Genomic DNA, 23752 nt, shown 5'->3' on the forward strand with positions numbered 1-23752 from the left:
CGGTACGGGGTTCATCGGCTGTCGGGGAGGTACGGGACGAGGGCGGCCTCGGGCTGTACTCCGAAGGAGCTGAGCGCCATGGCCAGCAGCTCGTACGTGCCGACGGTGAAGACGACGTCCATGAGCTGCCGGTCGTCGAACTCCCGGGCCAGGATGCCCCAGGTCGCGCCTCCTACGGCCCCGTCGGAGAGCAGTTCGTCGGCTGCTCGCACCAGGGCCCGCTCGAGAGGGGGCCAGCCCGGTGCGTCCGGGCCCTCGGCGACCCGGGCGATCTCCTCGGGGGAGAGTCCGGCCTTCTCGGCGAGGATCGTGTGCTGGGCCCATTCGTAGCCGCAGTTCCGTAGTGCCGCGACCCGCAGGATGAGCAGTTCTCGTTGCCGGGCCGTCAGCGTCGAGCCGTACAGGAGGTGGCCGTTGAAGGTGAGGAAGGCCTTCGCCAGCTCCGGGTAGCGGGCGAAGGTGCCGAGCAGGTTGCTCCCGGACTGGCGGTCCTCGTCCGGCCCGTCGCCTTTGACGGCGGACCGGAATCCGCCGATGAACTCCGCCATCTCCGGTGACCACTCGGCCTTGGGCAGGGGAGGTATCCGGGCCGCCGTCTCCTCTCCGGACGCCGTCATGTGTTGCGTCCGCCGTTGACGCCGATGACCTGACCCGTGATGTAGCCGGCCTCCTCGCTCACCAGGAACGCGCAGGCGGCGGCGACGTCCTCGGGCCGCCCGATCCGGCCGACCGGGGTCTGCCTCGTCTGCTGCTCGAGGTCGACGAAGCCCCGCTCCACGGTGTCGCGGAGCATGGGCGAGTCGATGAATCCGGGCGGGATCGTGTTGACCGTGATGCCTTTCGGGGAGAACTCCAGCGCCAGGACCTTGGTGAGGCCCACGACCCCGGACTTCGCCGCCACATAGGCGGCCATCCTGGACGAGCCGCTGTGCACGCTCGACGACGAGATGTTGACGATGCGGCCCCAGCCCTCATCGAGCATGTCCGGGAGCACCGCCTGGCAGCAGGAGAACGTGCCCGTGAGGTTGACGGCCAGCAGCCGGTTCCAGTCCTCGGCGGTGACCTCGAGGGAGGGCTGGACGACGGCCAGCCCGGCGTTGTTCACCAGGATCGCCGGCCGTCCCAGCCGGGCCCGCACCTCCGCGACCCCGGCGTCGACGGCCGCGCGGTCGGTCACGTCGACGGCCAGCCCGACGGCTTTCCCGCCTTCCTTCTCGATCGAGGCCGCCGTGTCCCGGGCCGCCTCGCCGTTGAGGTCGAAGATCGCCACCAGGGCCCCGTCGGCGGCCAGCCGCCGGCTGACGGCCTCGCCGATCCCCGAGGCCCCGCCGGTGACGATGGCCGTACGCGCGCTCATTTGATCGACTCGTCTCCGAGGAGGGTCGTGCGGTGCATCCTGCGCGGTTCCGTCCGGTCGAAGGCGCAGGCCCGGTGGACCAGGCCCCGGTTGTCCCACATGACCATGTCGCCGACCGACCAGGAGTGGCGGAGCACCCGGTCGGGGGCGGTGGCCCGCCGTTCGAGGTCCGCCAGCAGGGCGCGGCCCTCCTCGACGTCCATTCCGGCGATGTGCGAGGCGGTCGCCCCGAACACCAGCGAGCGCCGCCCGGACCGGTGCTCCCACACCAGGGGAAGCTCCCGGACGGCCCGAGAGGCCCACTCCTCCAGCTGCTCCGGAGTCGGGTTCGGGTAGGTCAGGCGCTGGATCGCCTCGAAGGTGTGAACCACCCGCAGGCCGGCGTACCGCTCCTTCTCCTCGTCGGACAGGAGGTCGTAGGCGGCGTAGGTGCTGGCGAACTCCGTCTCGCCGCCCTCCCGGGCGGTGACGCGGGCGCTCAGCACCGAGGCCTTCGCCGGGATCTCGTCCAGGGCGCCGTCGATGTGCCAGTAGTCGTTGCTGGCGAAGTACTCGACGTTCGGGTTGCCGGGATCGAAGCTGATCTCCATGACGTTCGGGTTCGCGTACTTGGGGAACCGGGCCAGGTCGCCCAGCCTCCGGCAGAACTCCACCTGGGCGTGGTCGTCCACATGCAGCTCGCGGAACAGCAGCACACCGTACTCCTCGAGCGCCTCCATGCACGCCTCGGGGAACTCGTCGTCGTTCAGCAGGCGGTCGATACCGACGTCCAGGACCTCCGCCCCGACGTTCTCGCTCAACTTCCTCGTGGCGATGGCGGTCATGCGTCCTCCTCGTCGGGGGCGTAGCCGAGGATGCCCTTGGTCTCCAGGTACTCGTGGAAGCCGAACTCGCCCCACTCGCGGCCGTTGCCGCTCTTCTTGTAGCCGCCGAAGGGGCAGGCGAAGTCGAAACCGCCGTTGATCGCGACCCAGCCCGCGCGGATGCGGCGGGCGACGGCGCGGGCCTGTGCCAGGTCGGCGCCCGCCACGTAGCCGGCGAGGCCGTACTCGGTGTCGTTCGCGATCTCGACGGCGTGGTCCACGTCGTCGTAGCCGAGGATCGTGAGGACCGGGCCGAAGATCTCCTCGCGGGCGATGGTCATGTCGTTGGTGACGTCGGCGAAGACGGTGGGCTTCACGTAGAAGCCGCGCTCCAGCCCCTCGGGACGGCCGGGGCCGCCCGCCACCAGCGTGGCGCCCTCGTCGACGCCCTTCTGGATCAGCGCCTGGATCTTCTCGAACTGGGCTCCCGAGACCACCGGGCCGATCGTGAACTCGCCCTGGGGGTCGCCGACGGTGATCGCGGCGGCGGCCTCCCGGGCGATGCCGATGGCCTCCGCCATCCGCGCGGCGGGCACCAGCATGCGCGAGGGGGCGCTGCAGGTCTGCCCGGAGTTGCCCATCATGTCGCCGACGCCCTGCGCGACGTTCGAGGCGAAGGCCTCGTCGTCCAGGATGATGTTCGGGCCCTTGCCGCCCAGCTCCTGGGTCACCCGCTTGACGGTCGGCGCGGCGTTCCGCGCGACCTCCACGCCTGCCCGCGTCGAGCCGGTGAAGGAGACCATGTCGACGCCGGGGTGGCTGGAGAGCGGCACGCCGACGCCGAGGCCGTCGCCCTGCACGAGGTTGAACACCCCGGCGGGCACGCCCGCGGCGTGCAGGATCTCGGCGAAGATCTGCCCGGTGAACGGCGACTGCTCCGACGGCTTGAGCACCACGGTGCAGCCGGACGCCAGCGCGGGGAAGACCTTCACCGCGATCTGGTTCAGCGGCCAGTTCCACGGCGTGATCAGGCCGCAGACGCCGATCGGCTCCTTGACGACGAGCGTCGCGCCGCGCTGCTCCTCGAAGACGAAGCCCTTGAGCAGCTCGATCGCCGTGCCCAGGTGGCCGGCCCCGAGCCCGACCTGGAAGCCGCCGGCGAGCGCGGCCGGCGCGCCCATCTCCTCGGTCAGTGCCGAAGCGAGGTCGCCCGCGCGCTTTTGGTACTCCTCGAGGATGTTCTGGAGGACCTGGACCCGCTCCTCGCGGCTGGTCTCCGACCAGCTCGTGAAGGCGGACCTGGCGGCCGCGACGGCCCGGTCCACGTCGGCGGCCGAACCGGCCGCCACCTTGCCGCAGACCTCCTCGGTCGCGGGGTTCACCACGTCCATGGTCTGCGACTCGGCCGGGTCGACCCACTGCCCGCCGATGTAGAACTTCAGGTATTCACGCATGGCCTGCCCCTTCACTGGGTTCCTTCCGCGTACCAGGTGCGGAACTCGTCGTAACTCGGCATCTCCTCCGAGTTGGCCTTCGGGTCGACCGCCACGTGGATGACGGCGGTCCTGCCGCTGGCGTAGGCGCGCTTGATGGCGGGCGCGATGTCCTCGTCGCGTTCGACGTACTCGCCGTAGCAGCCGAAGCCCTCGGCGACCTTGTCCAGGCGCGTGTTCTTGCTCCAGTGCGTGCCCGTCTCCAGCGACCCCTGGCCGAAGGTGCGCTTGTAGACGCCCACCTCCAGGCCCCAGGCGTAGTCGACGGCGACGACGCAGACGAGCGGCAGGTTCAGGCGCGCCGCCGTCTCCAGCTCGGCGATGTGGAACTGGAAGGAGGAGTCCCCGGTGATGAGCATCATGGGCCGCCGGCCGCCGTCCGCGACTCCCGCGCCGACGGCGTAGGGGAGCCCCGTGCCCAGGTGGCCGAAGTTCTGGTTCCACATGACGTCGTGCGGCTTGGCCTGCGAGTAGGTCCAGCCGAAGATCGTGGTGGCGCCGCCGTCGCGCACCATGATGCCGTCCGGCGGGAAGACCTTGGTCGCCTCGACGATCAGGCGTGCCGGGTGCACGGGCGACATGCCGGAGGGGGCGGTCTCCGCCAGCTCCGCCAGCCGGGCCGCGTCCTGCCTGATCCAGCCTTCGAGTTCCGGCGACGCGGTGCGCGGCGTGTCCTTGAGCGCCTCGACGAGCTGCGGGACGACCGCCCGCAGGTCTCCCACCAGGGGGATGTCGATCGGGCGGTTCACGCCGATCGCCTCGGAGTCCTGCTCGACGAGGATCCAGGTGCGTTCGGCCTCGCCCGCGACCCAGTGGCGGCCGCGCCCGTAGTGGACCGGCTCGCCGAGTTCGGTGCCGAGGGCCAGGCACAGGTCCGACTGGACCACCGCGTCGATCGCCGAGGGCGAGAAGCCGTACGGGAAGGTGCGGTCCTCCAGGCCCTCGATGTAGGAGGTGCCGCCGGAGGTCTGGATGACCGGGCAGGCCATCAGGTCGGCGAGCGCCCTGACCGCCTCTCCGGTGCGCGAGGTGTGGACGCCGTGCCCGACGAGGAGGATCGGCTGCTTCGCGGCACGGATGGCCTCCGCTGCCTTGGCGACCAGGTCGGGACCGGCCTGCTGGCCGACCAGGCGGTAGGCCGAGGGCGGCAGCGCCGCCGGGACGTCCAGCTCCTCCTGGATCACGTGGGAGGGGTATTCGATGTAGACCGGGCCGGGCGTTCCCGACATGGCCCTGCGGATGCCCTCGCGGACGACCTCGTCGGTCTGGTCGGCGTACTCGAGGCTGGCGCTGTACTTCACCGAGGCCTCGAACAGCGGGGACTGCTGGACGAACTGGATCCGGCCGCGGCGGACCCGCTGCTCGGTGATGCGCGCGCGCTGCCCGCCCAGGAAGACGACCGGGGAGTTCTCCACCAGGGCGCACATCATGGCCGGGGCCAGGTTGGCCATGCCCGGGCCGAGCGTGCCGATGCACACCGCGGGCTTTCCGGTCATCCGCGACACGGCTTCGGCCATGAAGCCGCCCGACGCCTCGTGGTGGGGGGCGACCACGGTCCAGCCGCGCTCCTCGGCGAGGTGGAACATGTGCACGAAGTTCGGATCGGGGATGCCGAAGATCGTGTTGATGCCCTCGGCCTCGAAGAGGTCGAGGATGCGTTCGTAGACTTTGACCGGCATGCTCACTGCCCTTTCATGGCCATGGCGAAGCTGTCGCGGATGTGGTCGACGTGAGCCGAGGGGACGACCGGCAGGATCCAGGGGTCGCGGGTGTCGCGGATGTCGTCGATCCGCTCGCCGACCTGCTCGATCGACCAGGACGGCCGGTACACGCCAGGGGTCTCGGCGACGAAGGCCCTCGCCACCCGGCCGGCGATCGACACCAGCATCTCCCCGGTGATCGAGCAGGACTCGTGCGCGAGCCAGCCCACGACGGGGGCCACCAGTTCGGGTTCCATCGGCGGGTAGACGGAGGTGTCGATGCCCTCGGCCATCCTCGTCACGGCGCCGGGCACGATGATGTTGCACTTCACGCCCTCGGCGGCGCCTTCGAGCGCGACCACGTTGGACAGGCCGATCATGCCCGCCTTGGCCGCGCCGTAGCCGGCGACCCGGTGGTTGCCGTACAGGCCGCCGATCGAGGAGGTCAGCACGATGCGGCCGTAACCCGCCTCGCACATCAGGGGGAACGCGGCCCGCACGACATGGAAGGCACCCCGCAGGTGCACGTCCAGGACGGCGTCGAAGTCCTCGTACGTCATCTCCTTCAACGACGCCGAGCGGACGATTCCGGCGTTGTGGATGAGGACGTCGATCCGGCCGTAGTGGTCGAGCGCCGCCTGGACGATCGCCCGTCCGCCCTCGGCCGTCGCCACGGACTCGGTGCAGGCGACTGCCTCGCCCCCGGCCGCCGTGATCTCGTCGACGACCTCTTTGGCGGGACCGGAATCGGCGCCGTCGCCGGTCAGGCTGCCGCCGGGGTCGTTGACGACGACCTTGGCGCCCCGGGAGGCGAGCAGCAGGGCGTAGGCGCGCCCCAGCCCCCGCCCGGCGCCGGTGACCACGGCCACGCGGCCGTCGAATCCCGGCCCGGGCGATCCGGTCTCAGGCGACCCCGGCTCAGGCATGGGCCGCCCCTCCGTCCAGGGTGAGGCCTTCCAGGGCGCCCGACTCGCGCCAGGCCTGCAGCAGGTCCTCCATGGCGTAGAAGCCGGGCCAGTAGGGCTCGCCCAGGTGCGACCGGATGTTCCGCTCGCCCTCGTTGTTGTAGTAACCGGGCGTGCACTCCCGCTGGAAGTTGCTGTTGTCGACCGCGGTCTCCCTGACGGTCGCGCACCACTGCTCCTGGGCCTCCACGGTCGGCTCGACGGTCGAGGCGCCGCGTTCCGCGGCCTCCCGGATGACATAGGCGATGTGCCGGGCCTGCTGGTCGAACATCGCCGTCGTGCTCGCGGTCACGCCGCCCTGGATGAACCCCGTGAAGAACAGGTTGGGGAAGCCGGGGCTGGTGATGCCGTGCAGGGTGCGGTACCCGTCGGCCCAGTGGTCGTAGAGCGAAAGCCCGTCCCTGCCGGTGAACGGCTGGATGCCGAAGCGGCGGTCGAGGTCGGTGGTGATCTCGAAGCCGCTGGCGAAGATGATGCAGTCGACCTCGTGCTCGACGCCGTCCGCGACGATGCCCCCGGCCGTGATGCGCTCGACGCCCTTGGTGCCGGAGACGTCGACGAGGGTGACGTTCGGGCGGTTGAAGGTCGGCAGGTACTGGTCGTTGAAGCATGGCCGCTTGCACAGGAAGCGGTAGTAGGGCTTCAGCGCCTCGGCGGTCGCGGGGTCCTCGACGATGGCGTCGATGCGCTCGCGCAGCCGCTGCATCGCCCGGTAGTCCTGGAGCTCCCTGAGCTCCATGAACTTCGCCGGGTCCATCAGCGCGGCCCAGCCGTCGGTGGCGTCCAGGTGCGCGGCCAGGTTGCGGCTGACCTCGGTCCAGCCGTCGCAGACCAGGTCCGGCTGGCCGGGGGCGAACGCCTCGAACGCCGCGGTGTGGAAGTTGCGCTGCCGTTCCTTCTGCCAGCCCGGCTTCAGCGTCTTCACCCATTCGGGGTCGGTCGGCACGTCGCCGCGCTCGTCGATGTACGACGGCGTCCGCTGGAAGACGTACAGGTGCTCGGCGGAGCGCGCGACGTGCGGGATCACCTGGATGCCGCTCGCGCCCGTGCCGATCACGGCGACCCTCTTGCCGGCGAGCCCCTCCAGGCCGCCGGTCATGTCGCCGCCGGTGTAGGAGTAGTCCCAGCGGGCCGTGTGGAAGGTGTGGCCCTGGAAGTCGGTGATGCCGGGGATCCCGGGCAGCTTCGGCTTGTTGAACGGACCCTGGCACATCACGACATGGCGGGCGCGGATGTCGTCGCCCCGGTTGGTCCCGATCCGCCAGCGCTCGATGGAGGGGTCCCACTCCAGCGAGCGGGTCAGGGTGTGGAAGAGGGCCTTGTCGTAGAGGCCGAAGTGCTTGCCGATGCGCTGGCAGTGCTCGAAGGCCTCGTCCCCGAAGGCGTACTTCTGCTTCGGCATGTAGCCGACCTCTTCGAGCAGCGGGAGGTAGCAGTAGCTGTCGGTGTCGCACTGGATGCCGGGGTAGCGGTTCCAGTACCAGGCGCCGCCGAAGTCGCCCGCCAGGTCGATGATCCGGAAGTCGGTGACGCCGGCCTCCTTGAGCCGGGCCCCGGCGACGAGGCCGGCGAAGCCCGCCCCGAGCACCGCCACCTCGATCTCCTCGGTGATCGGAGAGCGGGGTTCGACCGGCATGTACGGGTCGGCCTCGTAGAAGTCCTCGAACTCGCCTTCGGCCACCAGGTACTGCTGCTGCCCCTCGGGGCGCAGGCGCTTGTCCCGCTCGGCCAGGTACTTCGCCCTGAGAGCCGCGTGGTCGATCTCAGGCGTCTGTGTGGGTTCGCAACTCTGCATGCGGGTTCCTCGGGCTCAGGGTCGTTCGTCGGGGGAGGGGGTGGGCATCGGCTGCGGGGCCGGGGATCAGTCCAGATCGCGGGGAGCGCCGGTGCCCATGTACTTGGCGAGGTTGTGGTGGAGGTTCGCGATGGCGCGCTCGCGGTAGGGGTTGGGCTTGGCGCCGGTGAAACCGCGCGCCTTCATGCCCTGCTGGACGGCGGCCATGTTGGAGAAGTCCTGGGGCAGGACGGTGCGCCAGTCCGGGTCGTCCGGCGGCGTGTGGAGCCACTCGGTCTCCGGCTCCTCGCCCGCGGGGAAGAGCTGGTAGACGGCGACCTCGAAGACGCACTTGCCGGGGTCGTAGCCGTGGGGGCGGGCGCTGTAGCACAGCATGTTGTTCTGGCCCTGCCCGATCTGGAAGTTGGGGAAGATCTGCCAGGCGGTGCCGCTCTCGGCGACGGTCTGGGGGTCGATGGTCGGCCAGACCACGCCGCGCTCGGCGTCCTCGCGCCGCGCCGTCTCCAGCCAGTACCTCGCCACCTCGGTGGGGGGAGTTCCCTCCGGCAGTTCGGCGACCAGCCGGTTCGCGACCTCCACCAGCGTCTCGGTGGTGTTGGTGTTGGCGTTCTCCCAGATGAAGTTCTGCATCACGGCCGTCGACACGCGGGCGTCGCCGCTGTCGCTGATCCGCAGCTTGCCCTGGTTCCCCTCCTGGCCCTTGGGCGCGTCGTAGCCGATGTTGCTGTGCCGGCCCTGGACCCTGGACCAGCCGAGGAAGGCGCCGAAGGGAATGAACTCCGGGTGGGTGTAGGGCACGTGGTAGGTCTCGTTGAACGCCTCGAGGGCGACCTTCCAGTTGCAGTCGAAGACCAGCCAGCGGCGCCACCGGTAGCGGAACCTCTCGAGCTGGAAGGGCTCCAGCAGGGTGGCGGCGGGACCCAGGTAGTCGAGCAGGGGCTCGCAGTCGGGATCCATGTTGATCCAGATCCAGCCGCCCCAGGTGTCGGTCTTGACCGCGCCCAGCCGGATCTTCTCGTCGGTCAGCCGGTCCTGCCAGTCCTCCCGCTCGGGTACGCGGGTGCACTGGCCGTCCAGGTTGTAGCTCCACCCGTGGAAGCCGCAGACGAACTGCCTGCCGCGGCCCCGGGCGTCCCGCGCGCCGGGCGGGGTGTCGACGAGCCGCCGGCCGCGGTGCGAGCAGACGTTGTAGTAGGCCTGGACGGTGTCCGGGGTCGTGCGCACGACGATGAACGAGTCGTCGAGGATCTCGTAGGTGAGGAAGTCCCCCACCTCGGGGATCTCCTCGACGCGGCCGACCTGCTGCCACACCTTGCTCCACAGCCTGTCGCGCTCGGCGCGGGCGTACTCCTCGGAGATGTACGCCTCCACGCCGATCGTGAGCGGCCGCGACAGCGCTTCCGCCGTGGTCGTCTCGGAGGCCGTTGCCTGGATGTCGCCGGTTTCGCTCATGACTTCCTCCAACCCGCGTCGGGGGTGGCCGCGGGTGCGGTTGCGATGACTTTCGGGGCTCTTGCCGGTACCGCGTGTGCGGTCAGAAACGCGTGATCTCGGCGCGGAACGCCTCGTCCTTGAGGAACAGGGAGGTGTTGTCGGCGGCCAGCCAGGTCCACTTGAGATTGAGGCCGCCGTCCACCAGCAGGGTCTGGCCCGTGACGTAGGACGACAGGTCGGACAGCAGGAAGAGGATCGCCCCCGCCTGCTCCTCCGGCCGGGCGCGCCGCCCCATGGCGATGGCGCGGCGGTCCCGTTCGGGGTCCTCCTCGACGTAGGTGCGCGAGGCGGGGGTCGCGGTCACGCCGGGCGCGATCGCGTTCACCCGGATCTCGTCCCCGGCGAGTTCGACGGCCATCGTGCGGGTCGCCGCGACCAGCGCCGCCTTGGCCGTGCCGTAGCCGATGTGGAAGGGCGCGGTGTTCATGCCGCTGATCGAGGAGACCGAGACGATCGAGCCGGGGCGGCCCCGCGACTTGAGCTCGGCGGCGACCGCCTGGCTCATGAAGAACATCGTCTCGAGGTTCTGGGTGAACAGCGACCGCCAGGACTCCCTGGTCACCCTGGTCGAGGGCTTCCAGTCCGAGGGGGCGGCGCCGCCGGCGACGTTGACGAGCCCGTACAGCTCGCCTTCCGTCCGCCCGGCCCGCTCCATCACCGTCGCGATGCCCTCATCGGTGGAGGCGTCGGCCGCGACGGGCACGACCGGCAGGCCCTCCTTCACCAGGGGCCCGATGTGGGTGTCGAGGTTGTCCTGGGAGCGGCTCACCGCGATCACGGTCGCCCCCGCGCGGGCGATCATCTCGGTGACCGTGGTGCCGATGCCTCCGCCGCCCGCGCCGGAGACGATGACGACGCGTCCGTCCATGCTGAGGAGAGTCTGGGAGTCATACCGCATGGCCGCTCACCCCGCCTTCCGGAGCGCCAGGACGCTGCCTTCGGCGTCGGCGGAGATGTACAGCGTGCCGTCCGGTCCTGCGGCGATGCCGGCGAAGAGTCCCTGGGGGCCGGAGAACGGCGGCAGGCCCTTGAGGGGCTTGGGGTCGACTCCGGGAGGGGCGCCCACCGGCAGGTCGCGGGCGATCACGGTCCGGGACTTGCTGTCGAGGTCGACCTCGATCAGGGCCTTGACACCGGCGTCCACGATCAGGAGCTTTCCGCCGCGGACGAGGATGCCCTGGGGCGTCTCCAGGCCGTCCACCACGGTGTCGACGCCGGAGCCGGTGATCGAGACGACGCGCCCGGCGCCGGACTCCGAGACCAGGCAGGCGCCGTCCGCGTCGAACGCCACGCCCATCGGCCGGTCCAGCCCGGAGGCCAGGGTCGTGCCCTCGCCGTTGCGCACGGACAGCACGCGTCCGGTGCCGAGCTCGGCGGCGACCACGGCGCCGTCGGGTGCTACCGCCACGCCGTAGAGCTGGTCGAGCGGCTCGGTCTCGCCGGCGAGCACGTCGTGCTCGCCGCTCGCGGGCCGCCACCGCGCGATCTGGCCGTTGGAGGTGGTGACGACGAACTCGCCCTCGCCGTCGGCGGTCACCCCGCGGATGTATCCCGGCCAGCCGGGGCTGAAGAGCATTCCCAGCATCCGCAGCTCGCCGCCGGGCGTGAGGACGTAGAAGTAGGTGCCGTCGGAGACGTACAGGGTGCCGTCGGCGCCCGTGGTGAGGTCCAGCGGCCAGGTCAGACCGCCCGGCAGTACCGCCCGGGTCGCGCCGCCGCCGAGGATCTCGGTGATCTGGCCGGTGAAGCTCGAGACGAACAGGCGGTTCCCCACGAACGTCAGGTTGTCCAGGCCGGGGGCGATGGTGGCCAGGACGGTGCGGTCGCCGCTGCGGGGGTCGATCCGCAGGACCTCGCCGGTGCCCACCTGGGTGGAGACGATGTGGCCCTCGGCGTCGAACTTCACCGCGTCCGGGACCCCCAGGTCTCCGGCCACCCGCTCGGGCTCGCCGCCGTCCGGGTCGATCCGCCAGATGTCGTTGGTGCCCAGCAGCGGGTAGTACAGCTTGCCGTCCGGCCCGAACTCCATGGCGTTGGGCATCGGCAGGTTCTCCAGCAGGACCCGGGGCGCGCCGCCGTTCGGGTCGAGCTCCAGCAGGCGCCCGCCGATGCGGCACTCGTCGATGAACAGCCGGCCCCGGTGGATGGTGATGCCGTTGGCGCCCGGCACGTCGTCGCGCAGCACCCGCGTGCGGCCGTCGGCGCCGCGCACGCTCACGCGCCCGTCGTAGTACTCCGTGGCGTAGAGGTCGCCCTGGGCGTCGAAGGCCACGTCGTCGGGCGCGACGATGTCGGCGCCCTGCGCGCTGACGGTCTCCAGCTCGCCGGTCTCGACGTCGAGCGCGCTGATCTGGCTGCCGGCCACCTGCGCCACGTAGATGCGGCCGTCCGGACCGGTGCGCAGACCGTTGGCGCCGAACAGGCGGCTCGGCGGCGTGAGCCGTTCCAGGCTCCATCCTTCGGCGAGGCCGATCGGTGTGGCGCCGGCGTGGCGCGACCCTTGCAAGAACATGGTGAAGGACTCCCAGGAACAACTCGTCTAGGTGGGTCGAGGTGGGTCGAGGTGGAATGTGTTCTCCGGCTTCGCGGCCTGTTTTAGAGTGCCATTTTAAAAACTGAAAACGCCACTCTCTTAATGCAAGAATAATAGTTCCACCGCCGATGTTCGGTGTCAAGACTCGATAGTGATCGCTGTTTTTGTAAGGTGCGGTTGACACTTTTTGATTTGTCAGGCGAGGTTGACACCCCGGATTCGGCGGCTGAGAATCGACCCATGGCTCTTCCGGACCTTGACGCACTGATCGCCGATGTCGAGCACGCCCGCGGCGAGGCCGGACCGGACGGGGGAGGGGAGCGGGGCGAGCGGATCGCCCTCCTGGGCAACGCGGTCTCCCTGGCGGAGCAGCTCCGCGGGCTGGCCGACGACCTCGTCGAGGGCTACGTCGAGCACTGCCGCCTGCAGGGCTGCTCCTGGACCGAGATCGGGACGGCGCTGGGCATCACCCGCCAGGCCGCCCAGCAGCGCTACCTCGCGCGCCGGTGGAAGTACGAGCCCGGCGAGTTCGAGGAGGAGGTCTGCGCGGCGGTGGCGCACATGAAGGAGGCCGCCGTGCAGCACCGCAACAGCTTCATCGGCACCGAGCACGTGCTCTACGGGCTGCTCACCGGGAACAACAGCGCGGTCCGCCACCTGGGGTCCCTCGGCATCCCGGCGGACTCCGTCCGGCAGCGGGTGCGGAGCTCGCTGACCATGGGGGCCTCGCAGGCGGCCAAGCGCATCGCCTGGACCCCCTACACCCGCAAGGCCGTGGTCGCCGCGCACGAGCTGGCGCTGGAGGAGGAGAGCCCGATCGGCTGCAGGCACCTCCTGCTGGGCCTGGCCTCGCTCGGGCGGGGGGCGGCGGCGTCCGTCCTGGCCGAGGCCTCCGGCGGACGCCCGATCGTCCCCGGGGTCAGGCCTCCAGCCGGGCGGTGACCAGCTCCCGGAGCTCACTCGACTTGATCTTCGCGCTGCCGGTGAGCGGAAGCTCCTCCCCGGTGAAGAACAGAACCCGGCGCGGCACCTTGTAGCTCGCCAGGCTCTCGCGCAGGAACGCGCGGAGCCCCTCGGCGCCGAGGTCCGCGCCGTCGTGCGGCACGACGCAGGAGACGACCTCCTCGCCGAGCGTCTCGTGCGGCACGCCGACCGTCTTGGCGACCTTGACCCCGGGATGGCCGGCCAGCGCCTCGTCCACCTCCAGGGGCGAGACGTTCGCGCCGCCCGTCTTGATGATGTCGGTGAGCCGGCCCTCCCAGTAGAGCCGCCCGTCGGCGTCGAGGTAGCCGCCGTCGCCGGTGTGGAAGAAGCCGCCCGCGTCGAGCGTCTCGTCGAGCGGCGTGCCGGCGTAGCCCAGCATGAGCGTGGGGCCCTTGACGCAGATCTCGCCGCGTTCGCCGCGCGGGACGACGGCGCCGGTGAGCGGGTCCACCACCTTGACCGTGACGCCCGGCAGCGGTTCGCCGCTGCTGCCCGCGTGCACCTCCGGCGGGGTGTTCGCCGGGAAGCAGGTCGTGATCGTGAAGGTCTCGGTGTTGCCGTAGGCGTGGCCCGGCTCGGTCCAGTCGGCCGTCACCGTGGGGTGGCGCGAGATCGGGGTGTTCCGGTCGGCGAACCGCATGGCGCTCAGGTCCGCGCCGCCCCATTCGGGCGCGCCCTCCAGCTGCGCCCACTGGTGCGGCCAGGCGACCGGGAAGTTCACCCGCTCGGCCTGCATGAGCTCGAGCGCCTCGGAGGGGGAGAAGACCCGCTGCAGCACGAGGCTGCCGCCGGCCGCCAGGGTGGCGCCGAGCGCCTGGCCGAAGTTCCCCGACCAGAAGAAGCCGTTGGCCGTCCAGCAGCGGACGCCGTCCTGCGGCTCGAACCCGAACATGCGCCGGAACCGCCACATCTGGATGGAGACGCCCCGGTGCGCGCTCAGGATGCCCTTCGGCCTGCTCGTCGAGCCCGAAGAGAAGAAGAGCACGGCCGTGTCGCTGGGGAGCACCGCGGCGGCCGTCGCCTCGACCAGCTCGCGCGGCACCCGGTCGCCGAGGGAGAGGAAGTCCTCCCAGCCGTCGATCCCCGAGACGGGGGTGTCCCCGACCGCCGCGAGACGGCGCAGGAACGGGTACCGCGTCGATCGCAGCGCACCGGGCGAGGTCTCGGCGATCTCCGGCTCCAGTTCGGCCAGCACGGCGGCGAAGTCGGTCTTCAGCACCGCCCGCTCCAGCAGCAGGACCGAGACCCCGGAGACCTGGAGCATGTGGTCGAGCTCGGACGGCGTCGAGAACGTGCTGAGCGTGACGGCCACGCCCCCGGCGAGCGACGTGCCGAACACCGAGGCGATCCACTCGGGGCGGTTGGTCATCAGGACGCCCACGCGGCCGCCCTTGTCCAGGCCGCAGGCGCGCAGCGAGCGGGCCACGGCGACCGCCCGCTCCCACAGCTCGGCGTACGTCCAGCGCGTGTCGCCCTCCTCCGAGCGGAGCACGACCGCCTCGCGCTCGCCGTACGCCTCCGTCACCTCGCGCAGGAAGCCGGGGAGCGTGAGCGTCCCGAGGCCGGGCTCGGAGTCGAGCGGCGGGCCCGACACGATGGAAAGTGCGGACTCCGCGGTCTGGGTACTCATCGCCCACCTGCCTGCTTCTGTGTCCTGGTCGGGTTAGAAGGGGAGTTCGATCTCGGCCGTGCAGTCCACCAGCACCCCGCCGTTCTGGTCGGTGAGCCGCAGCTTCACCTGGACGAGCGGCACGCCCCACGCGGACGACGCCTCCTTGCCGACGACCTCGGCGTCGAAGTAGGTCACGTCGCCCTCGAAGGCGGGGAGGCGGAAGTTCGCCTTGGAGTGGCGCACCATGCCGTCGTGGCCGGCCCAGTAGGCGAGGTAGTCGGTGCACCAGGCGCCCATCGTGGCGCCGTAGCCGTAGGCGCGCGCCATGCCGACCTCGCTCGCCTTGTCGCCGTCGATGTGGCCGCGCGAGGGGCCCACGTAGAGACCGTCGCGCTTGCGCGGGTCGATCCGGGCGCCCTCCTCGTCGAAGCCGAAGCCCGGGCCCCAGCCGGGGTCCTGGTTGATCCAGGGGTCCTCGAGGCCGGGCGGGGCGGTCCAGTGGAAGGTGCCCCAGATATTGAACAGGAAGGCGCGGTACTCGGTGGTGAAACTCGCGATGCTGTGCGGTCCGATGACCCTGCGGGGCAGCGTGTCGCCGACCTTCACCTCCTCGAAGCGCGGCGAGACGCCCAGCCGGTTCGACATGAGCCACTCGTGGCGGACCCTCCCGACCTCGGCCAGCTCGGTCTCGGTCCAGCGCTTCACCTCGCCGAGCTGGTTCTCGTACATGCCGCGCTTCCTGGCCTCCTCGAAGAGGTAGCGGATCGCGGTCGAGCGCTCGCGGGCCACCAGGACCCCGTGCTGGTTGGTGTGGGTGGTGTCCCCGCGGGAGAACATCGTGGGCCCGGCGAACTTCGTCTCGGCCACCTTGTAGTCGTGGAAGCGGCGCTCCTGGAACAGCTTGTCTCCCGGCCGCACAGGGCAGCCGTAGAACCACCACTCCTCGCCGCCGAAGATCAGGTGGCTGTCGGGGATGTGTCCCACGCAGGCGGGCTGCGCGCCGTGCCCGTAGTCGAGGCCCACGGCGATGGACTGCGGTGCGACGATCCCGCCGTACCGGGACTCGCGGGCGAACTCCTCGTCCCAGTGCAGCGGATTCGGGTAGTCCATGGCCATCGCCCAGCGGCGGATGTCCGACGAGCTGCATGGATCCCACAGCTGGCCGCCGCCGACCGGCTTGCCGACGCGGTGGTCGACGTCGGAGAGGTCGAGTTCGGGGGTCTTCTCGCTCATGTCGCTCCCTGCTATCGGTTGACGTCGACGACGATGCGGCCCCGGACCTCGCCCTTCATGAGCCGGTCCGCGGCGGAGATGACGTCGCCCAGCGCGATCTCCCGCGCGATCTCGTCGAGTGCGCCCGCGTCCAGATCCCGCGCCAGCCGGTCCCAGGCGGCGAGGCGCCGCGGCCTGGGCGCCATCACGCTGTCGATGCCGAGCAGGGAGACGCCGCGCAGGATGAACGGCGCGACGCTGGCGGGGAAGTCCATTCCCTGGGCCAGGCCGCACGCGGCGACCGCGCCGCCGTAACGCGTCTGGGCGCAGGCGTTCGCCAGGGTGTGGCTGCCGGCGGTGTCGACGACGGCCGCCCAGCGCTCCTTCTGCATGGGTCTTCCGGGTGCGGAGAGTTCGGCGCGGTCCAGCACCGTCGTGGCGCCGAGCCGCCGCAGGTACTCCTCCTCCGAGGGCTTCCCGGTGGAGGCCGCCACCTCGAAGCCGGCCTTCGCCAGGAGCGCGATCGCGATGCTGCCGACGCCGCCGGTGGCCCCGGTCACCAGGACTTCGCCCCGGTCCGGGACGACGCCGTGGGCCAGCAGGGCGTCGACGCACAGGCTCGCCGTGTAGCCGGCGGTGCCGATCGCCATCGCCTGGCGGCCGGTGAAGGCGGAGGGCAGCGGCACCAGCCAGTCCCCGTCGAGCCGGGCGCGCTGGGCCAGGCCGCCCCAGTGCGTCTCGCCCACGCCCCAGCCGTTGAGCACCACGCGGTCGCCCTTCTCCCACTCCGCGTGCGTGCTGTCGGTGACGACGCCCGCGAAGTCGATCCCGGGGACCATCGGGAACCTGCGGACGACGGGTGACGAACCGGTGATGGCCAAGCCGTCCTTGTAGTTCAGCGTGGAGTATTCGACCTCGACGGTGACGTCCCCTTCGGGGAGCCGCGCCTCGTCCAGGCCGGTGAGCGCGACGGTCTGCCCCGACTCATTCTTCTCGAGCAGAATTGCCGAGAACATGAAGTACCCGCCCCTCTGGTTATATCAATCTCAGGATTGAGAACGTTATTCTCATATGATTCGGGATTTTTACACGACGTGATCGGTGCGTCAACCCGTCCTCTGCTTCGAGGGGGCTGATAGATCACTTCGGATCGGTCGAAAGGAAGTGCGAAGGGATGGTCGGAGGAATTGCGTGGAGCCGGGCCGCCCGTCCGGCCCGGCCCTCCGGTGCCGGCGGACGCCGCGGCGCCCCGGGCGCGGGTCTCGGGACGCGGCCTTCGGGGGTACGGCGGATCGTAGCGTTCCCGGAAGACAAGCAGCAAGTATTGCAATCCTTATAAGGAAAATCTACGTTGCCCTCATGGACTTCACGATGGGCACGGCCGCCGCGGAGCTCCGGGACGAGCTGCGCGCCCTGGTGTCGGAGCACGTCCCGCCGGACTACCTCGGCGCCTTCACGGACGACCCGGCGGACCTGGAGACGGCGCAGAAGTTCTGCCGCCTGCTCGCCGAGCGCGGCCTCCTCTGCCTGGCCTGGCCGCAGGAGTACGGCGGGAGGGACGCCTCGGTGTGGGAGCAGACCGTCGTGCGCGAGGAGATGTGGGCCGGGCACGAGCCGCGCGGCGCCCAGTACATGGGCGTCAACTGGGTCGGACCGACGATCATGAGGCACGGCACCGCCGCGCAGCGGAGCAGGCACCTCCCGCCGATCGCGCGCGGCGAGGTGATCTGGTGCCAGGGCTTCAGCGAGCCCGACGCCGGCTCCGACCTGGCGTCGCTGCGCACCGCCGCCCGCCGGGACGGCGACGGCTGGCTCGTCTCGGGCCAGAAGGTCTGGACGTCCTACGCCACCATGGCGCAGTGGTGCTTCCTGCTGGCCCGCACCTCCAGGGGCGAGCGCAGGCAGGACGGGTTGACGATCTTCCTGGTGCCGATGGACGACCCCGCCATCGAGGTCCGGCCCATCGACTGCCTGATGGGCCCGCACCACCTCAACGAGGTCTTCTTCAACGACCTGCGGGTCACCGAGGCCGACGTCCTCGGCGAGGTCGACCAGGGCTGGAAGGTCGTCCAGGAGGTCCTGGCGTTCGAGCGCGTGGGCATCGCCCGGTACGCCCGCTGCGAGATGCTGCTCCAGGCCGCGCCCGGAGTGCTGGGCGACGCGTGGGACGACCTCCCCGCCGAGCTGCGGGTCCGGTGGGCGCGGATGCTGACGCACTGCCGCCGCGCCCGCCTGCTCGCCTACCGGGTGATCGCCCTGCAGAACGAGGGCCGGGTGAGGCCCGGCGACGCCGCGGCGTACCGGATCGCGGTCACCAGACTCGACCAGGAGAGCGCCGAGGTCCTCATGGACATCGCCGCCCTGACACCGCGCGAAGGGGAGGAGACCAGCCGCTTCCGCTCCGAGGTGCAGGACCACTGGCGCTACTCGCACGCCTCGACCGTCGCCTCGGGCAGCATCGACATCCAGCGCGTCCTGCTCGCCCGCGCCCTCCTGGAGGAGAAGTCATGAACATCGATCTGAGCGCGGAAGCCGCCGAGTACGGGCGGGAGGCGCTGCGGGCGATCGAGGCCGCGGGCGGGGACCGGCTCGTGCGGCTCGCGGAAGAGGAGCCCGGGCGGCGGGGGAGCCTCGTGGAGCCGGTGCTGGGCGAGCTCGGAGCGTGGGAGCTCGAGCCGCGCGGCGACGCCGACGACCTGGAGGCCGCGGCGGCGCTGTGCCGCAGCGCCGGGTACTGGGCCCTGGCCTATCCGGTGGCGGAGCGGCTCGCGCGTCCGGCCGACCTCGACGTCGACGGGCTGGTGGTCGTCGACGGCGTCGTTCCCGAAGGCGCGGTGGCGGGGCTCGGGCTCCGCTGGGCGGCGGTGACGCCGGACGGGCTGCGCAGCCAGGCGGTCAGCCGGGAGCCCGGCGCGCTGGCCCGGACCTCGGCGTTCGTCACGGAACTCGATCTCACGCCGATCGACGGAGCCGGAGCACGGGACGTGGCGCTGGGCCTGGTCCTGCCGTGCTGGACGCTCCTCGGGATGCTCGACCGGGCGATCGAGCTGGCCCGGTCGCACGTGCTCGTCCGCAGGCAGTTCGGCAAGCCGCTCGCCGAGCAGCAGGGCGTCCGGTTCCAGCTGACCGACGCCGAAGTGGAGCGCAGCGGGGTGGAGATGCTCGCCCGGTACGCGCTGTGGAGCGTCCAGGCGGGACTCGGCGAGGCGCTCGACGACGCGCTGGCGCTCCGGCTGGCGGCTCTGGAGGCCGCCGAGACCGTGTTCCGCACCGCGCACCTGCTGCACGGGGCCGTCGGGTTCTGCGACGAGACGGCCCTGTCGTGGGTGTCGCGCTACAGCCAGCCGATCCGGCGGCTGCCCCTGGGCCTGTCCGCGACCCGGGACCGGCTGACCCGGCAGATCGGCAGGCGCGGCCTGACCGGCCTGTTCCGCGACACGGAGGTGACGGCGTGAAGTACGACGACCTGCCCGAAGAGCTGTCCGTCGAGATCGACGGCCCCGTCCGCACGGTCGTCCTCAACCGGCCCGCGGAGCTCAACGCCGTCAACAAGCGCCTGCACTGGGCGCTCGCCAACGTCTGGCAGCGCCTCTCCCAGGACGCCGAGGCCCGGGTCGTGGTCCTGACGGGGGCGGGCCGGGCGTTCAGCGCGGGCGGCGACCTCGACTGGATCACCTCCTTCCTCGACGACCCCGTCGCCCGCGACGAGAGTCTGCGCGAGGGCGCGCAGATCATCGAGGAGCTGCTCCGCTTCCCCCTGCCGGTGGTCGCCGCCGTCAACGGCCCGGCGGTCGGTCTCGGCTGCAGCCTGGCCGTGCTCTGCGACATCGTGCTGATCTCGGAGTCCGCGCACCTGGCCGACCCGCACGTCAGCGTCGGCCTGGTCGCGGGCGACGGCGGCGCCGCATTCTGGCCGCTGCTCACCCCCATCCTGCGATCCCGCGAATACCTGTACACCGGCGCGCGCATCCCCGCCGCCACCGCCGTCGACCTGGGCCTCGCCACCCGCACCACCCCTCCCGACGACCTGCTCCCGCAGGCACGAGAACTCGCCCGCCGCCTCGCCGCCCAGCCGAAGGAGGCGCTCCAGGGCACGAAGCGAGTGACCAACATGCACCTGTCACAGGCCCTGAGCGGCGCGATGCAGGCCGGCTTCGCCGCCGAGGCCGTCACCATGCGCTCCGACGAGCACCGCGAGCGCCTGCTGACCCTGGCGAGAAAGGCCCGCCGATGACGAATACGGATCTCGACGGGTTCCGTGCGCATGTGCGGGACTGGTGCCGGGCGCACGTTCCGGGCGACTGGCGGGGGGCGCAGACGGGGGTGCCGGACGAGGAGTTCGTGGCCTTTCAGAAGGAGTGGTTCCAGGAGTTGCGGCGGGCGGGTTTCGCGGTGCCGCACTGGCCGGCGGAGTGGGGCGGCGGGATGTCCGTGGCCGAGCAGGTCGTGCTCTACCAGGAGCTCGCCGCGCATGACGCGCCGCGGCTGGTGCTGGCCTTCGTGTCGATCCACCACGCGGCGTCCACGCTGCTGGCGGCGGGCACCGACGAGCAGCGGAAGAAGCACCTTCCGGCGATCCTCGACGGGGAGATCTGGGTGCAGGGCTTCTCCGAGCCGGGGGCGGGGTCCGATCTCGCGGCGCTCAGTACGAGCGCTCGGAAGGAAGGCGACACCTACGTCGTCAACGGGCAGAAGCTGTGGGCGAGCGGCGCCGCGCACGCCGACTGGTGCCTGCTGCTGGCCCGTACCGATCCGGACGCTCCGAAGCGGCGCGGCATCTCCTACTTCCTGATGGACATGCGGACGCCCGGCGTCGACGTACGCTCCATCCGGCAGGCGACGGGGGAGCACCATTTCTGCGAGATCTTCCTGGACGACGTCGTCATCCCGGCCGAAAACCTCATCGGGCCGGAGAACGACGGCTGGCGGGTGGCACAGGAGACGCTGGGCGCCGAACGCGGCATGACCATGCTGGAACTGGCCGAACGGTTGGGCAACGGGGGGTTCCGGTGGCTCGTGGAGCTGTGCGCGCGGCCGGGGCCCGAAGGGGCGCGCCCGATCGACGATCCGCTGGTGCGGGACCGGCTGGCGGAGCTCGAGACCGAGCTCACCGGGCTGCGGGCCCTCTGCTCGGAACTCGTCGCCAACGACAGTCCGGGCCCGGCGGACGCCTCGATCGTGAAGTTGTACTACAGCGAGCTGCTGCAGAGGATGACGGACTTCGGCGCCGAGACCGCGGGGCTCGCCGCCCACACCGTGCTGCGCAAACCTCTGTCGAGCGGGTGGGAGTCGGGGGCCTGGGTCCTGGACTTCGTCGGCTCGTGGGAATGGACGATCCCGGGCGGGAGCAGCGAGATCCAGCGCTCCATCATCGGCGAGCGCGGTCTCGGCCTGCCCCGCGAACCGAAGGGGAACCGATGACCGCACAGGAATCCGAGCTCGCCGAGCTCCACGGCGAGCTGCGCGCGGTCGCCCGCGACCTGCTCGGCAAGGCCGGAGCCGGGGCCGCCGCCGACTGGCGGTCGGTCGCCGAAGCCGGATGGCTCGGCCTCGAGGCGCCGGACGAGCTGGACGGCGCTGACGCGACCTTCGCCGAGGTGGCCGTCATCCTCCGGGAGACGGGCCGCGCGGCGGCATCCGGCCCGTACCCGACGGCGGCCGTCCTCGGCGTGGGGACGCTCAACCTGCTGGAGCCGAGACCCGGCAGAGACGCCCTGCTCCTCGAGACCGTGTCGGGCGCCGTCGTTCCGGCGGTGGCGCTGGAAGGCGGCGCCACCAGAGGTGTGCCGTTCTGGATCGACCGGACCCCGGACGGGCCGCTTCTGCATGGCACGGCCACCTTCGTCCCCGACGCGCACCAAGCCGACCGGCTGCTGCTCCCGGCTCTCGATCCGGACGGCGTCCCCGTGGTGGTGAGCGCCGATCCGCGAGCGGCGGGCCTGAACGTCGCCGAGCAGCCGGTCCTCGACGAGACCCGCCGTTTCGGCTCGGTCGCCGCCGACGGGGTCGGCGTGGACGCGGAGTCGGTGTGGCGCTTTCGAGGCGATCCCGGTGCCGTCGTCCAGCGGCTCTACGACCGGGCCGCGGTCGCCGTCGCCTGCGACAGCCTCGGTCTGAGTGAGGCGATGCTGGACGCCACCGTCGCTTACGCCGGGGTGCGGGAGCAGTTCGGCCGCCCGATCGGTTCCTTCCAGGCTGTGAAGCACGCGTGCGCCGACATGCTCGTCCAGGTGACGGTGTCCCGGAAACTCGTCGACGCCGCGGTCCGGGCCCAGGTCGTCGACGCTCCGGAGGCCGCCGTCGCGGCGTCCATGGCGAAGTCCTACGCCTGCTCCGCCGCCGTCGAGGTCGCGGGCAAGGCGATGCAGTTGCACGGGGGCATGGGCTACACGTGGGAGAGCGGCATCCACGTCTACCTCAAGCGCGCCGCGCTCAACCGCTCGCTGTTCGGTTCCGCCGCCGCCCATCGCCGGCGTCTGGCCGAGAGGTACTCGCCTCTGGTGCGGGGGCGGCTCGACGCCTAAGGTGGTATGTGAGCGTTCGCTTTCTTAGCGCGGCTCTTTCCCGAGCGGAGCAGTGGGGAGTTCTCACATGGCATTCAGCTGGTTCATCTCGGTAGATGACCACCTCATCGAGCCGTCCCGCCTGTGGCGGGAACGGCTGCCCGGGCGATGGCGGGACACCGGGCCCCGGATCGTGCGGGACGGCGACTCGGAGTTCTGGGTCTACGAGGACCGCCAGATCGTCACCACCGGCCTCAACGCCGTGGCCGGAAAGCGGCGGGAGGAGTTCTCGCCCGAGCCCATCACCTACGACGAGATGCGGCCCGGCTGCTACGACCCCGCGGCCCGGGTCGCCGACATGGACCAGGGCCGGGTGCTGGCCTCGATGCTCTTCCCGTCCTTCCCGCGCTACTGCGGACAGGTCTTCCACGAGGCGAAGGACAAGGAGCTCGCGCTCCTGTGCGTGCGGGCCTGGAACGACTTCATCCTCGAGGAGTTCGCCGCGGCCCACCCGGGCCGGTTCATCCCGATGATGATCATCCCGCTCTGGGACCCGGCCGCCGCGGCGGCGGAGATCGAGCGGACCGCGGGCCTGGGCGCCAAGTCCATCGCGTTCTCGGAGAACCCGACCAAGCTCGGGCTGCCGTCGATCCACACCGGGCACTGGGACCCGGTCTGGCGGGCCTGCGACGAGACAGGCCTGGTCGTGTCGATGCACGTGGGCTCCTCGTCCAACCTGATCCGCACGTCCGACGACATGCCGACGCTGGCGTTCATGGCCTACTCGGCGGCGGCCAACCAGGCGGGCACACTGCTCGACTGGCTGTTCAGCGGCAACTTCACCAGGTTCGCCAACCTGAAGATCGCCCTTTCGGAGGGCTCGATCGGCTGGATCCCCTACTTCCTGGAGCGGGCCGAGCAGGTCGTCGACAAGCAGAAGTACTGGGCCTCCCGCTTCGACATCGACATGAACGCCGCGCACGACCGGGGCGAGGAGAAGGGCTCCGCCTCCTTCGACCTGGACACCGACATCCGCAGGCTGTTCAAGGACCACGTCTACGGGACGTTCATCGAGGACCACGCGGGCCTGCGGCTGCTGGACGTCATCGGCGAGGACAACGTGATGCTCGAGTGCGACTACCCGCACTCGGACTCCACCTGGCCCGACACCATCGAGAGGGCGAACAAGTGGCTCGGGCACCTTCCCGAGGACGTCCAGCACAAGATCACGGTGGGTAACGCGTCGCGGGTCTACGACTTCACCCCGGCCGACCCCGCCACCATCAAGGTCCCCTGAGCGG

The 23752-nt window shown here is 71.0% G+C and carries 20 protein-coding genes; 7 read left to right on the plus strand and 13 right to left on the minus strand.

Translation table 11 applies throughout. The annotated features are described in order from the left end of the window. Positions 1–11 precede the first annotated feature (11 nt). The 10 genes from ABD327_RS28320 to ABD327_RS28365 form a co-directional block, all read right to left on the minus strand. Positions 12–617, minus strand: coding sequence for a carboxymuconolactone decarboxylase family protein (locus ABD327_RS28320; protein WP_344454668.1), 606 nt, complete (start codon positions 615–617; stop codon positions 12–14). Continuing rightward, complete coding sequence (locus ABD327_RS28325; protein ID WP_344454671.1) at positions 614–1357, minus strand: SDR family NAD(P)-dependent oxidoreductase; 744 nt, start codon at positions 1355–1357, stop codon at positions 614–616. The genes ABD327_RS28320 and ABD327_RS28325 overlap by 4 nt, the downstream gene beginning before the upstream one ends. Beyond that, complete coding sequence (locus ABD327_RS28330) at positions 1354–2181, minus strand: TauD/TfdA dioxygenase family protein (protein ID WP_344454673.1); 828 nt, start codon at positions 2179–2181, stop codon at positions 1354–1356. The genes ABD327_RS28325 and ABD327_RS28330 overlap by 4 nt, the downstream gene beginning before the upstream one ends. Beyond that, positions 2178–3614, minus strand: coding sequence for an aldehyde dehydrogenase family protein (locus tag ABD327_RS28335; protein WP_344454676.1), 1437 nt, complete (start codon positions 3612–3614; stop codon positions 2178–2180). Before ABD327_RS28335 ends, ABD327_RS28330 begins: the two co-directional genes overlap by 4 nt. Positions 3615–3625: 11 nt before the next feature. Continuing rightward, entirely contained in the window at positions 3626–5332 is a 1707-nt protein-coding gene (locus ABD327_RS28340) for a thiamine pyrophosphate-binding protein (RefSeq protein ID WP_344454679.1), read from the minus strand. A 2-nt stretch (positions 5333–5334) separates the two neighbouring features. Further along, complete coding sequence (locus ABD327_RS28345; RefSeq protein ID WP_344454681.1) at positions 5335–6279, minus strand: SDR family NAD(P)-dependent oxidoreductase; 945 nt, start codon at positions 6277–6279, stop codon at positions 5335–5337. Continuing rightward, positions 6272–8113, minus strand: a complete 1842-nt coding sequence (locus ABD327_RS28350; RefSeq protein WP_344454683.1) for a flavin-containing monooxygenase — start codon at positions 8111–8113, stop codon at positions 6272–6274. Before ABD327_RS28350 ends, ABD327_RS28345 begins: the two co-directional genes overlap by 8 nt. Before the next feature lie 66 nt (positions 8114–8179). Next, on the minus strand, positions 8180–9565 hold the full coding sequence (locus ABD327_RS28355) for an aromatic ring-hydroxylating oxygenase subunit alpha (protein WP_344454685.1): 1386 nt from the start codon (positions 9563–9565) through the stop codon (positions 8180–8182). An 82-nt stretch (positions 9566–9647) separates the two neighbouring features. Then, positions 9648–10475 (minus strand): SDR family NAD(P)-dependent oxidoreductase, encoded by an 828-nt coding sequence (locus ABD327_RS28360; protein WP_344454687.1) that lies wholly within the window; start codon positions 10473–10475, stop codon positions 9648–9650. 36 nt (positions 10476–10511) lie between these two features. After that, a complete protein-coding gene (locus tag ABD327_RS28365) occupies positions 10512–12119 on the minus strand; it encodes an SMP-30/gluconolactonase/LRE family protein (RefSeq protein ID WP_344454689.1) in 1608 nt (535 codons plus the stop codon). A 261-nt stretch (positions 12120–12380) separates the two neighbouring features. Between ABD327_RS28365 and ABD327_RS28370 the strand changes: the two genes are divergently transcribed. Next, a complete protein-coding gene (locus ABD327_RS28370; protein WP_344454691.1) occupies positions 12381–13082 on the plus strand; it encodes a Clp protease N-terminal domain-containing protein in 702 nt (233 codons plus the stop codon). On the opposite strand, the gene ABD327_RS28375 is transcribed toward ABD327_RS28370, so the two are convergent. Genes ABD327_RS28375 through acuI form a run of 3 tightly spaced genes read right to left on the minus strand, consistent with a single transcriptional unit; the run spans position 13060 to position 16964 of the window. After that, positions 13060–14754: a class I adenylate-forming enzyme family protein gene (locus ABD327_RS28375; RefSeq protein ID WP_344454693.1), complete on the minus strand. Its 1695-nt coding sequence runs from the start codon at positions 14752–14754 to the stop codon at positions 13060–13062. The genes ABD327_RS28370 and ABD327_RS28375 overlap by 23 nt on opposite strands. Positions 14755–14787: 33 nt before the next feature. Continuing rightward, positions 14788–15969, minus strand: a complete 1182-nt coding sequence (locus ABD327_RS28380) for an FAS1-like dehydratase domain-containing protein (RefSeq protein WP_344454695.1) — start codon at positions 15967–15969, stop codon at positions 14788–14790. 11 nt (positions 15970–15980) lie between these two features. Further along, complete coding sequence (gene acuI / locus ABD327_RS28385) at positions 15981–16964, minus strand: acrylyl-CoA reductase (NADPH) (RefSeq protein WP_344454697.1); 984 nt, start codon at positions 16962–16964, stop codon at positions 15981–15983. Positions 16965–17307: 343 nt separating this feature from the next. Here acuI and ABD327_RS28390 point away from each other — a divergent pair, with 343 nt between their 5' ends. The 6 genes from ABD327_RS28390 to ABD327_RS28415 all read left to right on the plus strand — a co-directional run bounded on the left by ABD327_RS28390 (position 17308) and on the right by ABD327_RS28415 (position 23748). Then, positions 17308–18459 carry an acyl-CoA dehydrogenase family protein gene (locus tag ABD327_RS28390; protein WP_344454700.1) on the plus strand — a complete coding sequence of 384 codons (1152 nt, stop codon included), beginning with the start codon at positions 17308–17310 and terminating at the stop codon, positions 18457–18459. Then, a complete protein-coding gene (locus ABD327_RS28395; RefSeq protein WP_344454703.1) occupies positions 18456–19403 on the plus strand; it encodes an acyl-CoA dehydrogenase family protein in 948 nt (315 codons plus the stop codon). Before ABD327_RS28390 ends, ABD327_RS28395 begins: the two co-directional genes overlap by 4 nt. After that, complete coding sequence (locus ABD327_RS28400; RefSeq protein ID WP_344454705.1) at positions 19400–20182, plus strand: enoyl-CoA hydratase/isomerase family protein; 783 nt, start codon at positions 19400–19402, stop codon at positions 20180–20182. The genes ABD327_RS28395 and ABD327_RS28400 overlap by 4 nt, the downstream gene beginning before the upstream one ends. Next, positions 20179–21369, plus strand: coding sequence for an acyl-CoA dehydrogenase family protein (locus tag ABD327_RS28405; protein WP_344454708.1), 1191 nt, complete (start codon positions 20179–20181; stop codon positions 21367–21369). Before ABD327_RS28400 ends, ABD327_RS28405 begins: the two co-directional genes overlap by 4 nt. Continuing rightward, positions 21366–22472 (plus strand): acyl-CoA dehydrogenase family protein, encoded by a 1107-nt coding sequence (locus tag ABD327_RS28410; protein WP_344454710.1) that lies wholly within the window; start codon positions 21366–21368, stop codon positions 22470–22472. The genes ABD327_RS28405 and ABD327_RS28410 overlap by 4 nt, the downstream gene beginning before the upstream one ends. A 67-nt stretch (positions 22473–22539) precedes the next feature. Continuing rightward, the gene (locus ABD327_RS28415; RefSeq protein ID WP_344454712.1) at positions 22540–23748 is read left to right on the plus strand and encodes an amidohydrolase family protein; all 1209 of its coding nucleotides are present in this window, start codon (positions 22540–22542) and stop codon (positions 23746–23748) included. Positions 23749–23752 lie beyond the last annotated feature (4 nt).

Origin of the sequence: Actinocorallia aurantiaca, from assembly GCF_039533685.1 — a bacterium.
Lineage (GTDB): Bacteria > Actinomycetota > Actinomycetes > Streptosporangiales > Streptosporangiaceae > Actinocorallia > Actinocorallia aurantiaca.

Bases quoted from the DNA above. Each gene is read 5' to 3' on its own strand.
- ABD327_RS28320 (WP_344454668.1), bottom strand. From the start codon at position 617: ATGACGGCGTCCGGAGAGGAGACGGCGGCCCGGATACCTCCCCTGCCC.
- ABD327_RS28325 (WP_344454671.1), bottom strand. From the start codon at position 1,357: ATGAGCGCGCGTACGGCCATCGTCACCGGCGGGGCCTCGGGGATCGGC.
- ABD327_RS28330 (WP_344454673.1), bottom strand. From the start codon at position 2,181: ATGACCGCCATCGCCACGAGGAAGTTGAGCGAGAACGTCGGGGCGGAG.
- ABD327_RS28335 (WP_344454676.1), bottom strand. From the start codon at position 3,614: ATGCGTGAATACCTGAAGTTCTACATCGGCGGGCAGTGGGTCGACCCG.
- ABD327_RS28340 (WP_344454679.1), bottom strand. From the start codon at position 5,332: ATGCCGGTCAAAGTCTACGAACGCATCCTCGACCTCTTCGAGGCCGAG.
- ABD327_RS28345 (WP_344454681.1), bottom strand. From the start codon at position 6,279: ATGCCTGAGCCGGGGTCGCCTGAGACCGGATCGCCCGGGCCGGGATTC.
- ABD327_RS28350 (WP_344454683.1), bottom strand. From the start codon at position 8,113: ATGCAGAGTTGCGAACCCACACAGACGCCTGAGATCGACCACGCGGCT.
- ABD327_RS28355 (WP_344454685.1), bottom strand. From the start codon at position 9,565: ATGAGCGAAACCGGCGACATCCAGGCAACGGCCTCCGAGACGACCACG.
- ABD327_RS28360 (WP_344454687.1), bottom strand. From the start codon at position 10,475: ATGGACGGACGCGTCGTCATCGTCTCCGGCGCGGGCGGCGGAGGCATC.
- ABD327_RS28365 (WP_344454689.1), bottom strand. From the start codon at position 12,119: ATGTTCTTGCAAGGGTCGCGCCACGCCGGCGCCACACCGATCGGCCTC.
- ABD327_RS28370 (WP_344454691.1), top strand. From the start codon at position 12,381: ATGGCTCTTCCGGACCTTGACGCACTGATCGCCGATGTCGAGCACGCC.
- ABD327_RS28375 (WP_344454693.1), bottom strand. From the start codon at position 14,754: ATGAGTACCCAGACCGCGGAGTCCGCACTTTCCATCGTGTCGGGCCCG.
- ABD327_RS28380 (WP_344454695.1), bottom strand. From the start codon at position 15,969: ATGAGCGAGAAGACCCCCGAACTCGACCTCTCCGACGTCGACCACCGC.
- acuI (WP_344454697.1), bottom strand. From the start codon at position 16,964: ATGTTCTCGGCAATTCTGCTCGAGAAGAATGAGTCGGGGCAGACCGTC.
- ABD327_RS28390 (WP_344454700.1), top strand. From the start codon at position 17,308: ATGGACTTCACGATGGGCACGGCCGCCGCGGAGCTCCGGGACGAGCTG.
- ABD327_RS28395 (WP_344454703.1), top strand. From the start codon at position 18,456: ATGAACATCGATCTGAGCGCGGAAGCCGCCGAGTACGGGCGGGAGGCG.
- ABD327_RS28405 (WP_344454708.1), top strand. From the start codon at position 20,179: ATGACGAATACGGATCTCGACGGGTTCCGTGCGCATGTGCGGGACTGG.
- ABD327_RS28410 (WP_344454710.1), top strand. From the start codon at position 21,366: ATGACCGCACAGGAATCCGAGCTCGCCGAGCTCCACGGCGAGCTGCGC.
- ABD327_RS28415 (WP_344454712.1), top strand. From the start codon at position 22,540: ATGGCATTCAGCTGGTTCATCTCGGTAGATGACCACCTCATCGAGCCG.